Below are 12,043 nucleotides of genomic sequence, written 5' to 3'. Positions count from 1 at the left end.
ATGAAATAGCACCATTAATCGTACATTAATGAAAATTCATTATGGGTGGAAACGTTTCTTATTTAAGATTACTGTATCCTTTCAGTCATGCGCTGTGTGCACTGTGCATACTTTAATATGTATGGTTTGGTCACAATAATGCGTGTTGAACAGGGTTAAATACCAAAATAATCAAATATATCTGCAATAAATAGGGATAAGGTCGTTATGGGAAAAATAACAGATTGGGTGACGTTGTCAGGAAAAAGTGTGACGTTGGTGCCTTTGTCGCATGATAGGCATGATGAACTTGTTCTTGCCATTGAAGACGGGCAATTACATAAACTGTGGTATGCCAGTGTGCCTGATCCGGCAGAGGTTAGTACGGAGATTGATCGTCGATTAACGCTGCAGACGAATGGCAGCATGTTGCCTTTTACTGTCGTTGATAATGTAACGGGAATGGCAGTGGGGATGACAACGTATATGAATATCGTTGCGGATATTCCCCGGTTGGAAATAGGATCTACATGGTATGCACGTTCAGTTCAACGCACCGCGATTAATACGGAAACCAAGTTTTTATTATTGCAGTATGCATTTGAAGAATTGGGATGTGTCGCAGTGGAATTACGTACCCATTTTTTAAATCACCAAAGCCGCAGCGCGATTGAACGGTTGGGGGCGAAGCTGGATGGGGTTTTGCGCCATCATATACGCGCTAAAGACGGGTCGTTACGGGATACTTGTGTTTATAGTATTCTTCTCCATGAATGGCCCGCCATCAAAACCCACCTTACATGGTTGATGACGAAGCCACGTTGAGTTCTCAATGAGTATTCCTTTCTGACAGAACATCAGGCTGTGGTAAGGGATACCTTGATACTGTTTTCCAGATCATCCAGTAATTGATAACGACGGCGGTATTCTGCGCGTTTTTTACTGGGGATCTCATCCAACGATTTTCTTTCGATGAATGATGGCAATTGGAAGTCATTATTTTCTTTTCTGACTCCACTCAGGGATTCCCAAAAGGCATTATAATCAGCCACCATCTTATTTTTCTTTTTATGCCAATAACGGATATTACGGTAAATATGTGTTTCGTTGCTGACCGCGAAGATCTGCTCACAATGCATGTGTTCGGCAAAACAACAAATAGCCTCAATTAACAGTCGCTTAGGAAATAATCCATAACACTCTTTTGTGGCGTGACGGATAATATCCAGAGAATTATCCCTTTTGGCCGGGCCTTGTAATACACCAATAAATAATGTTTGTTTGCCATCGATATTTAATAAAGTGAATGCACACTTAGCCAGAATGGTATTTTCGGCGGTGGTAATATATAAGGATAATTCACCTTCTTTATTGAGATTATCCAGTGAATCAATATATATAAAAAATGTTTCATTTTTACCTTGAATGGTCGCCAGTAAATAAGCATGAGTATCAAAGATTTTGCTAATAATGGCAGGCTCTAATTTCTTAAACAATAATTCATAGTGTTCACTCAATGCGTTCACAATTTGTTTACGTTTAAAATTAATACTTAAGTATGGACGATGTAATTTACACGGCAGACTCGGTTGTTTTTTTAAAATAGCTAAATAATGAGGTATCTTGACAAGATCATTCAGCAGCTTCAATGTTGAAACGGGGGTAAACATACTGCGCAGTGCAAATTTAGTGCGAGTGCCAGGTGATTGCCAGAGTTCACCGGGTGTCACTCGTTTTCCAATAAGATCAGCAAACAGCTTCATTCCTGAAGACGCGGGTTTTTGTAGATTATTCATTAGTGCTTAGACTCGGAACAAATAAAAAATAATGATAAACAGGTCATTATACCATTTATTTATCTAACGCCACTTTGTTGTTTACAAAACATTCCATTACTTTAAGGTTATTTATTCTTTATATAAAATAATTGCTTATTTTTATTTTATATAATTGAGAATTAATTATTTTCTTTCCTTATGGATTGTTCTTTTTATAAACATCAGGTGAAACCCATAATTAATGGGTTTCAGAAATGAGTTTCAGGCCAATTTCATATGTAATAAAGGAAACGGATTTCCTTGCCCATCAATTTCTGAACGAGAAACAACCCGAAATCCCATATGTTGATAGAAACCAACACCCTGTGTATTTTGCTCGTTGACATCCAATTCGTTGATTTGCAATTTATGAATGGCAAATTGTAATAACCTCTTACCCACCCCGGTTCCCCGTGCTTGTGGTGTAGGGCAACCGCATGAATGTTCAAATATCATCCAAACCGGAAAACCCTGCTTGTAATACCTGCTCCAAAAAGCCGATTTTCATCCAGGCTCGTTTACGTTTCATTCTGATACTTAATTTAGTCGTTTCTTTTTTTAACATATTTAACGCGACCCGTCTCAATATCGCGATGTTTTCCGCTGCATTTTTACGGTAAATTTTGCAGTCATCTTCCCGAAAGGAGACATCCAGTATCCAGTGAAGATTATTTTCGATCTGCCAGTGGCTACGTATGGCCTGAGCAAACTGTTCTTCTGTTAACTCTGCAGAACTGATGGCGTAACGGTATTCCAGGCTGGCGGATTTTCCTTTTTCTTGCCGGTATCCGACTGTCACGCCAACTGTTTTTAATTCAGGCCATTCCGGGAAATGGGCGACTAATGAACTCGCATCCATGACATGACTTTGCCTAATTTCAATACGTCCATGCCCCTGTTCTATGTGTACTTTTTCTCTTGTCAATGACCCGGAGAGTTGTCCCGCCAGTGCCTCCCTGACTACACGGTGGAGATTTTTCTGATTGTCTTTCACACTCAGCAAATAATCAGCGCCCGCCTCAATAATGTCCCGGGCTATCTGGGTTTGACATCCCATTGCATCAATGGAAATGAGGGCGCCTTTCAGTTCCAATAACTTAATCAGTTCAGGGATGGCAGTGATCTCATTTGACTTACTTTGTGTTCTGACCTGACCAATGACGAGTTGGTTTGCAGCGGCGTAAGCACTCACCATGTGGAGAGTTGAATAACGATCTTCACGATGATAAGAGCCACGCAATACTTTACCGTCGATCGCCACTAATTCCCCTTTGGTGAGTTGGTGAACAGAACGCATCCAGTTGATAAAACAGAGATTAAATTGTTCTGGTTTGATGCGAGAAAGGACCCGGGCAATGGTGTCATCAACAGGAACGCCTTCTTTGAACATACCTTGTTTAAGAAACCAGTCATGATGGCCTTCAGTATATTCCTGAATATCACTCCAGCCCTCCGCCCCCGCAATAATCGCGCAAAGGGTGGCAAACAAAATGTCAAATAAAGGATAGGCCACTTTGGCCGTCTGGCGTGGGTCTTTGATATCGGAGAAATGGTCAGTGAAACTGTCAAGGTACATGGTATTGACTCTCAAAAGAGAGTATAAGATCACAGCTATTTACTCGAATCAACTTAATTTACCGTTGGCTAAAAAACATTCGCGATCTTGCCCTGGCTTGTGGTGCAATAAACAACATTTCTACTCGATGTTGATGAGTCGCGATAAATCCGACGATATTATCGTGTTCATCGAACGCCTTATAAACCGTGAGCTTGGGCAGATAATCGTTAAGGATTTGCGGGCGCAAAATGTCAATCATGGCTTTGGGCAAAAAATCGTGAGTGGCGAGGACTGACGCCTCCCAAACCTGAATCAATGTCACAAAATCTGCTTTGACGGCGTGTTGTATTTGCATTTCATTCCTCTGCTTTTTTTGCGCTTATCGCATGCATATTTCATCACTTTTGCTAATACTGTCTATCATATTGAAGAGTGTTATTGCAACCTCTGATTCTTTGAGAAAACGAATATTAACTGAATTTGGTAAATATGAATGAATAATTCCAATAAACTGACTCAAGCCGATATTAAAGCGTTACTCTTATTTGTGACTTTTATTGCTCTGTATTTATTCCCCGGTATTTATGGACATACTCCCTGGAAACAAGATGAAAATTACAGTTTTGGGATTATTCAAACCATGTATGAAACCGAGAATTGGTTAGTCACCATGAATGCGGGGCAGCCTTTTATGGAAAAGCCCCCTTTGTATTATTGGACGGCGACGTCATTTATCCATTTGCTATCCCACTGGCTACCAATGCACGATGCCGCCAGAACCGCCACGTTATTTTTTTCTGTGATTAATTTTTCCTTTTTTATTGTGTTGGCTCGTCGTGTCTTTGATAGCAAAAATCTGACCGATAATCGGATATGGATAGCGTTTGCTTTATATGCCAGCGCCCCCGGATTGGTTCGTCACAGCCATGATATGTTTACGGATACTGCTTTAATCGCCGGAACAACCATTGGATTATATGGTTTGTTGGGATTAATCAAACATGAAAAAACCGGTTACTCCTGTTTATGGTTGATTATGGGTACGGTTGTGACGCTGTTATCAAAAGGGGTGTTTATTCCAGGATTATTATGGATTTGCCTTGTTCTGGCGCCTGTTTTTCTTAAACATTGTCGAACCAGGCAGTATGGACTGAATGCTTTAGTATCAGGGATTATTGCCCTGATCTTAATTCTGCCGTGGCCGGTCTTACTCTTTATTGAACAGCCCGATTTATTTAAAGTTTGGTTTTGGGATAACAATATCGGCCGCTTTTTAGGTTTTTCGGTTGACTCTCTTGGTGCGCGGGGAAATTTGACCATGATCCCCGAAGCCGTGTTATTGTTTGCTTTGCCATCGGGAATATTGGCTTTTATCTTTATATTGATGCATCCCATAAAAGTATTGTCGGATAAAAACAATTTCCTTTGCGCTGTATTTGTTGTCCTCGGCGTCATTTCATTGCAAATATCGGCCTCTGGCCGCGCATTATATTTATTACCTTTTATTGCACCGATGGCGATTTTAGCCACGAACGTATTTATTAAACTCCCTAAAATTATCTATCAATATTTAACTCTATTCTCTTCCATACTGTGGTCTGTGCTGGTGATATTTTTATGGGTTTGTTATTTTTTGTCACTTTCCCCCGATGATAAGCATTGGTTATCCCCCTTTAGTCGATGGTTGCCCATGAGTTATCAGATGCATTTTTCAGGCCTGCTTGTGACGCTGGCTGCTTTGATAACGGTTTTATGGCTGTCTAAACGCTGGCTGCTTTCCAAATCCCCGGCGTTACGTGCCGCTCAACATTGGGTTTTAGGTATTGCTACCGTGTGGGGGATCGTCTTTACCTTATTTGTTGGCTGGATTGACTACGCTAAGGGGTATAAAGCGGTATTTCTTGACTTAAAACATGAAATATCGGGGGAATATCAGATGAATGATTGTATGGCATCCTATAATCTCGGAGAATCTGAAGCGCCGATGCTTTATTACTTTGCGCATATCTTGCATCAACAGCAAAAAGCGTTTGATACACCTGAAAAATGCGATTGGCTGATTGTATTATCCAGAGAAATCGCCCCCGCTCCCAAAGGTATGGTGTTATTTTGGTCTGGTCACCGACCGGACGAAGATCGTGAAAACTTAGTGGTTTATAAAAAAGTGACATTGGATAAAACAACAAATACTGACTTAGCCTATCCCCAATATCACCGCTTCTTCAGCCTCGCCAGTCACCAGCTTCGCCGTGTCTCCATCGTAATGAATGCGGCCGTCCACAATCAGCAAAGAACGGGGCGCAATTTTGGCGGCATCCTCAAGATTATGGGACACCATCAATAACGTGATTTGGCGTTCACGGCATATTTGCGCCAGTAATTCCAGCATTTCATTACGTAAAGCAGGATCAAGCGCGGAAAATGGTTCGTCCAGCAATAAAATAGGCTGATGGCGAACCAAACAACGCGCCAATGCTGCCCGTTGGCGTTGACCGCCAGAAAGTTGGGCTGGCAGGCGGGATAAACACGCCTCCAGTGCGACCTGAGAGGCAATTTGCCGGAGAGTTTTCTTTTGTTCACTATCCAACCGCAATCCGGGATGTAATCCCAAACCAATATTTTGCTCAATGGTTAAATGGGAAAACAGGTTATTTTCCTGAAAGAGCATCGAAACAGGCCGTCTTGCAGGTGGGGTATTGGTATGATTTTCACCATTTAGCCAAATATTCCCCTGCTTGGGAGACTGAAACCCCGCCATTAAACTTAACAATGTACTTTTACCCGCACCACTTGGGCCAAAGATCGCAACGCGCTCTCCGGCTTTTATACTCACATGAAAATGCATGGCAAGGTGTTCATAACGATAAATAATGTTTTCAAGTGTGATCATGACGTCGGCTCGGTAAGTGTTCAATGACAGTGAATAAAATAAAGCACAGCAAAAGCAGCAGAAACGCCGTGACTGCCCCATCCTGACTACGATATGCCCCAATTTGTTGATAAAGGTAATACGGCAAGGTACGGAAATCGTCATTGCCAAATAAAGCGACCACACCAAAATCCCCGATGGATAATACACAGGCAAACGCTAATGCTTGTGCCAAAGGCATTTTTAATGCTTTCAGTTCTATCCAGCGCAGGCGGTGAAGCCCTCGGATATTGAGAGAACGACACAGGGGATTGTAACGTTCCGCCAGATCGTGCATGGGATTTTCCAATACCTTGAAGGCGTAAGGGATCGCCATCAGGGCGTTGGTCAGGATAACTAAGCCATAAGGTGATTGGGGGAGACCAATGGTGGTGTTCAACAGGAGAAAGAAACCGGTCGCCAGCACAATGCCCGGCATGGCAAGGATCAACAATCCACTGGTTTCCATCGCCTGTCCCCAGCGAGGGGCGTGACGTAAACGTAATTCGCGGCTGCTCCATAGCAACATCAGGGTTAGCATGACGCACAGCAATCCTGCCCCCACAGCAATGATGATCGAGGTTGTCAGAGCTTGCCATAAAGCGGGTTGGCTGAGGACACCCATCATCCCCCGGTTCAGACCATCAATGATAACCGCCAATAAAGGCGGAAGTAACAGCAGTAACGCGAGGCCAATCAATAAGCCATCCAAGCATTTTTGCCGCCAGGAATCTTGTGGATTGCGCCATTGTTGTTGATGTCCATAGCCTACAGAAAGTGCGCCTTTGAGTTTTTGGCTCAGGAGAACCAAACCGAGGCAACATACAAGCTGGATCAAGGCAAGCAAGGCAGCCTGATTCAGATCATAGTCGTAACTGAGCGTCTGATAAATGGCCAGTTCAATGGTGGTGGCTGCCGGGCCACCCCCCAGGGTGAGAACCGTGGCGAAACTGGCAAAGCACAGCATGAAAATCAGGGCGCCAGTCGGCAGGATCTGGCGGCGCAGATAAGGCCACTCGATAAAACGAAAATGCTGCCATTCATTCATGCCCAGTTGAGCGGCGAGTTGACGTTGCTCAATGGCAATACTCTCCAGAGATTGCAGCAATAATCGGGTCGCCATTGGCATATTGAAGAAAATATGTGCCAGCAGAATGCCCTGCAACCCGTAAGGCGTGAAACGATATTCAACACCGATCCATTGGGCGAGCTTTGCCAGCCAGCCAGTTTGACCATAAACGGTAAGGATGCCAAACAAAGCCACCAAAACAGGCAGGATCAAGGTCATGGCACATAAGCGCAGAAATAGCCTTTTTCCCGGAAAATGGCGGCGATAAAGTGCCCGGGCAAGAAAAAGCGCCGGAAATACCGAGCAGAGGGCAGAGAGCAATGCCTGCCAGAAGGTAAACCGAATGACATGCCAAAGATAACGGTCATCCAGAAGTGCCTGCCAATCGCTTTCAGGGGCATAAAACCACAGCGTCCCGAAGGCTGACAAGGCAACAAGTATCAATAAGCCGGAGGCAATAACCCCCGGCAATAACCAACCCGCGATTAACGGCTGACAGCGCTTTGCCATGTACGGATCCATTTGGTACGGTGTTTTGCTACATCATCAGCATTGAATTGCAGCGATTTTTCAGGAACAGGAAGGTGTTTGAAAACGTCCGGTAGAGGAATATCAATCACCGGATACATCCATTGCGTGGTTGGCAAAACGCGCTGAAATGCAGGCGAGATCATAAAATTCATAAACTTTTGTGCCAGTTCCGGCTGTTTGCTGGTGGTGATTTGGGCGGCCACTTCAATCTGTAAATAGTGCCCTTCTTCAAAGATAGCGGCGGCATAGTTATCTTTTTTCTCTGACATGATGTGGTAAGCCGGTGACGTGGTATAACTCAAAACCATATCTCCCTCACCTTTCAGAAACAGGCCGTAGGCTTCACTCCAGCCTTTAGTGACCGTGAGTGTTTTTCTGGCAATTTTCTGCCATGCTTGTGCGGTGTTGTCACCATAGAGATTTTGCATCCAGAGCAGCAACCCCAAACCGGGGGTACTGGTGCGCGGGTCCTGATAAATAATCTTCCAATTTTGCGGATTATTGATTAATTCATCCATACTTTTGGGCGGATGCGGTAAGGTGTTTTTGTTGTAAATAAAGGCAAAATAGCCGTAATCATAAGGAATAAATGTCGTATTGTTCCATGTAATCGGTAATTTCAGTTTTGAGGTATCGACGTGACTTGGGGTGAATAACCCGGTTTTCTGCGCGGCCTGAATCAGATTGTTATCTAACCCCAATATAATATCGGCGGGGGTTTTTTTACCTTCGAGGCGCAAACGGTTCAGCAAGGAGACGCCATCTTCCAGCGCAACGAATTTCAGCTCACAGCCGCATTCTGCTTCAAAGGCTGTTTTGATGGCAGGCCCTGCCCCCCATTCAGAGGCAAAGGAATCATAAGTATACACCGTCAGTGTCGGCTTCTCCTGAGCAAAAACACAGGCAGAAATAGACAGCATACTGACAGCCGCAATAAAGCCAGAAAAGAGTTTCTTAAACACTTTGCTCTCCTGTAGTGATGATTGATCATCGTGATGAATATCAACCGTTATTAGCAGTGGCAAAGGATCTGAGAAGGTGCTAAATAAAAATTACATTGATCACACTAATGATTAGCATCTCAAATCCCTACGACGGTACTAGCCGGTTCAGGTTCGACGGGTTTATTCTCAGCAGTGTTGTGTTGTCACAACAGCACCCCGTTGAGATGGGGGTATTGTAGAGACTTCGGCTACGTCTGCAAAGTCCAATCATAGAGGTTTACCGCTTGAGGTGAGTGTGAAACAATTAGCGATATTTTTAAATTTATTCAATCAAGAGGTAGTCCGGTGATCGATGAGGATGGCTACCGCCCGAATGTAGGAATTGTAATTTGTAATCGCCAAGGGCAGGTTCTATGGGCCCGCCGTTATGGGCAGCATTCCTGGCAGTTTCCTCAGGGGGGTATCAATCCAGGGGAATCATCAGAACAGGCGATGTACCGCGAGTTATTCGAAGAAGTTGGTTTAAATCGCAAAGATGTTCGGGTTCTCGCTTCGACCCGGGGTTGGTTGCGTTACAAATTACCCAAGCGTTTGGTGCGTTGGGATACAAAGCCTGTTTGTATCGGGCAGAAACAACGTTGGTTTTTATTGCAATTGTTATGTGACGAAGCAGAGATTAATGTGCAGCGCAGTAAGACACCGGAATTTGATGGCTGGCGGTGGGTCAGTTATTGGTATCCTGTCCGGCAGGTCGTGTCTTTTAAGCGAGAAGTCTATCGCCGTGTAATGAAAGAATTCGCCGCGATTGTGATGCCAGTGCAGGAACCTGCTTCATTGCTATACTCACCTTATTTACATCGTCGTAGAAGAAATTAGGTCATAGTTATGCTGATGCGCTTAAGGGAAATTGTCGAAAAGGTTGCGATGGCAGCTAATTTATCTGAAGCGCTTGAACTACTGGTCAATGAAACGTGTCTGGCAATGAACACGGATGTCTGTTCTATCTATCTGGCTGATCATCAGCGGCAATGTTATTACCTGATGGCGACCAAAGGGTTACGAAAACCCAAAGGACGAGCCATCAGTTTGGCCTTTAATGAAGGCGTTGTGGGGCAAGTCGGGCACTTGTCCGAATTAATCAATCTCGCTGATATCCGCGAACATCCCAGTTTTAAATATATTCCTCAGGTGAAAGAAGAAAACCTGCGGGCTTTTTTAGGTGCCCCGATGATTTATCGTCGTCAATTGCAGGGAATATTGGTTGTTCAACAACATGAACGACGGTTATTCAATGAAAGTGAAGAATCTTTCATGGTGACGTTGGCGATGCAACTGGCGGTGGTTTTCGCTCAGTCGCAAACAAAGGGGGTGTTTGGTCAGTATCGTCAAACCCGCATTAAAGCCCTTGCCATTTCGAACGGCATTGTGATGGCGCAGGGCTGGCAAGATCGCTCCCAACCTTTGTTAGAACAGGTGACAGAAGCATTAACACTGGATTGCCCGGCTGAACGCTCAAGGCTAAATGGTGCGCTTGAAAAAACCACGGCTGAATGCCGTCGTATCAGCAAGCGTTTCACCGCCAGTTCACAAAAAGAAAGTGCCGCCATTTTTGATCTCTATTCTCACCTCTTACATGATCCCAAACTCAAACAAGATCTGTTTCATTCCGTTGATAATGGTTTTGTCGCGGAATGGGCGGTGAAAACCGTCATTGAGAAATATGCGGAACAGTTTGCCAAATTGCAGGATCCTTACATGCGGGAAAGGGCATCAGATCTGCGGGCACTTGGTCAACGAGTGTTGTTCCATCTGAATGATTCTTTTACGGAAAAAGGGCAATGGCCGGCACGCTTTATTCTGGTTGCTGATGAACTCAGTGCTCACTTGTTGGCTGAGTTGCCGCAAGATCAGTTGGTCGGCGTGGTTGTGCGGGACGGCGCGACTCACTCCCATTCTGCCATTCTGGTTCGCGCAATGGGGCTTCCTGCGATGATGGGTGCGGATATTCAGCCTGAGTTATTACATAACCGGACACTCATCCTTGATGGTTACCGCGGAGAGGTTCTTATTGAGCCAGAACCGCTGGTTGCCAAAGAATACCAACACATCATCGAAGAAGAACAGGTTCTCAGTAAATTGGCTGAAGGTGAACAGCAGCAGCGGGCACAGCTTAAAAGCGGCGAACGGGTTCTGGTACAACTCAATGCTGGCCTGAGCTTAAAAAACGAACAAAAGACAGAAGGGTGTATAGATGGTATTGGGCTGTACCGCACTGAAATTCCCTTTATGCTAAGTAGCGGTTTTCCATCCGAAGATGAACAGAAACACCGTTACCAGGAAATGCTGGAACTTTTCCCTGATAAGCCCGTGGTGTTACGGACACTGGATATTGGAGCGGATAAACAACTGCCCTACATGCCCATTAATGAAGAAAACCCGTGTTTGGGGTGGCGGGGAATTCGTATCACATTGGATCAACCAGAGATATTTCTGATCCAGCTTCGGGCGATGCTAAAAGCCAATACACAAACGGGCAATTTAAAGATCCTTTTGCCGATGGTGACAAGCATTGAGGAGATTGATGAAACCCGAAAACTGATTGAGAGAGCAAAACGTGAAGTAGAGCAAACGCTGGCGACGGCGATGGCAATGCCGCCGATTGGTATCATGATTGAAGTTCCCTCGGCCCTGTTTTTATTGCCACAATTAAAAAAACGGATTGATTTTGTTTCTATTGGCACAAACGATTTGACCCAATATTTGCTGGCGGTGGATCGCAATAACACACATGTCGCGTCACTCTATGATAATTTACATCCTGCGGTAATAAGCGCCTTGAAACTGGCCTTTGATGAATGCCAACGCTTGGCTATCCCCGTTAGTGTCTGCGGCGAAATGGCAGGCTTGCCCATGGGAACATTAATATTACTTGGTTTGGGCTATCGTTGCCTGAGCATGAGTGGCCGCAGTATTCCGCGCACCAAATATCTGCTGAGACAGCTGGACGCCGGGGAATTGAAGAATCTTATCGGGTTGGTATTGCAAGCCGAAACCCGCCATGAAGTCAAAAAACGGTTAGCCGAATTTATGGCATCACAGGGGTTAGGTGGCCTGATCCGAGGGGGGATTTAGTAAAATCCCCTTTATGGTGTGTGCTATTATCTGCAATCATTTGTCTTAAGTGACTTCGGTCATATAATTCATTCACGCAAACGCATTGATTCACAATGTCATTCA

The 12,043-nt window shown here is 44.5% G+C and carries 9 protein-coding genes, 2 pseudogenes and 1 riboswitch; of the genes and pseudogenes, 4 read left to right on the top strand and 7 right to left on the bottom strand.

Annotated features, from left to right (window positions below; genetic code table 11):
* The first annotated feature begins 207 nt into the window (after positions 1-207).
* Positions 208-804 (top strand): GNAT family N-acetyltransferase, encoded by a 597-nt coding sequence (locus tag XPG1_RS14675; protein WP_045959736.1) that lies wholly within the window; start codon positions 208-210, stop codon positions 802-804.
* A 32-nt stretch (positions 805-836) separates the two neighbouring features.
* Here the strand turns inward: XPG1_RS14675 and XPG1_RS14670 are convergent, their stop codons facing one another.
* From XPG1_RS14670 to XPG1_RS14655, 4 genes and pseudogenes are all read right to left on the bottom strand, one after another.
* Positions 837-1,775 carry a VirK/YbjX family protein gene (locus XPG1_RS14670; protein WP_045959735.1) on the bottom strand — a complete coding sequence of 313 codons (939 nt, stop codon included), beginning with the start codon at positions 1,773-1,775 and terminating at the stop codon, positions 837-839.
* A gap of 243 nt (positions 1,776-2,018) precedes the next feature.
* A pseudogene (locus XPG1_RS14665) lies at positions 2,019-2,213 on the bottom strand (GNAT family N-acetyltransferase); the annotation flags it as partial.
* 28 nt (positions 2,214-2,241) lie between these two features.
* Positions 2,242-3,372, bottom strand: a complete 1,131-nt coding sequence (locus XPG1_RS14660; protein ID WP_045957846.1) for an ISAs1 family transposase — start codon at positions 3,370-3,372, stop codon at positions 2,242-2,244.
* A gap of 58 nt (positions 3,373-3,430) precedes the next feature.
* Positions 3,431-3,709 carry a GNAT family protein gene (locus XPG1_RS14655; protein ID WP_052708318.1) on the bottom strand — a complete coding sequence of 93 codons (279 nt, stop codon included), beginning with the start codon at positions 3,707-3,709 and terminating at the stop codon, positions 3,431-3,433.
* Positions 3,710-3,847: 138 nt separating this feature from the next.
* Between XPG1_RS14655 and XPG1_RS14650 the strand changes: the two are divergent.
* A pseudogene (locus XPG1_RS14650) lies at positions 3,848-5,521 on the top strand (ArnT family glycosyltransferase); the annotation flags it as partial.
* A gap of 27 nt (positions 5,522-5,548) precedes the next feature.
* Here XPG1_RS14650 and thiQ read toward each other — a convergent pair.
* Genes thiQ through thiB form a run of 3 tightly spaced genes read right to left on the bottom strand, consistent with a single transcriptional unit; the run spans position 5,549 to position 8,782 of the window.
* Positions 5,549-6,244 (bottom strand): thiamine ABC transporter ATP-binding protein ThiQ, encoded by a 696-nt coding sequence (thiQ, locus tag XPG1_RS14645; protein WP_045959734.1) that lies wholly within the window; start codon positions 6,242-6,244, stop codon positions 5,549-5,551.
* Entirely contained in the window at positions 6,231-7,841 is a 1,611-nt protein-coding gene (gene thiP, locus XPG1_RS14640) for a thiamine/thiamine pyrophosphate ABC transporter permease ThiP (RefSeq protein WP_045959732.1), read from the bottom strand. Before thiP ends, thiQ begins: the two co-directional genes overlap by 14 nt.
* The gene (thiB, locus tag XPG1_RS14635) at positions 7,817-8,782 is read right to left on the bottom strand and encodes a thiamine ABC transporter substrate binding subunit (RefSeq protein WP_173425909.1); all 966 of its coding nucleotides are present in this window, start codon (positions 8,780-8,782) and stop codon (positions 7,817-7,819) included. The genes thiP and thiB overlap by 25 nt, the downstream gene beginning before the upstream one ends.
* 148 nt (positions 8,783-8,930) lie before the next feature.
* A riboswitch (TPP riboswitch) is annotated at positions 8,931-9,035 on the bottom strand.
* A gap of 116 nt (positions 9,036-9,151) precedes the next feature.
* Here thiB and rppH point away from each other — a divergent pair.
* Both rppH and ptsP read left to right on the top strand, forming a co-directional pair.
* The gene (gene rppH, locus XPG1_RS14630; protein WP_045959729.1) at positions 9,152-9,682 is read left to right on the top strand and encodes an RNA pyrophosphohydrolase; all 531 of its coding nucleotides are present in this window, start codon (positions 9,152-9,154) and stop codon (positions 9,680-9,682) included.
* Positions 9,683-9,691: 9 nt separating this feature from the next.
* Positions 9,692-11,938 (top strand): phosphoenolpyruvate--protein phosphotransferase, encoded by a 2,247-nt coding sequence (gene ptsP / locus XPG1_RS14625; protein WP_045959727.1) that lies wholly within the window; start codon positions 9,692-9,694, stop codon positions 11,936-11,938.
* Positions 11,939-12,043: the final 105 nt, after the last annotated feature.

This window comes from Xenorhabdus poinarii G6 (assembly GCF_000968175.1).
Taxonomy (GTDB): Bacteria; Pseudomonadota; Gammaproteobacteria; order Enterobacterales; family Enterobacteriaceae; genus Xenorhabdus; species Xenorhabdus poinarii.
Note: the sequence above shows the minus strand (reverse complement) of the source record. Positions and strands in the feature narration are given on the sequence as shown.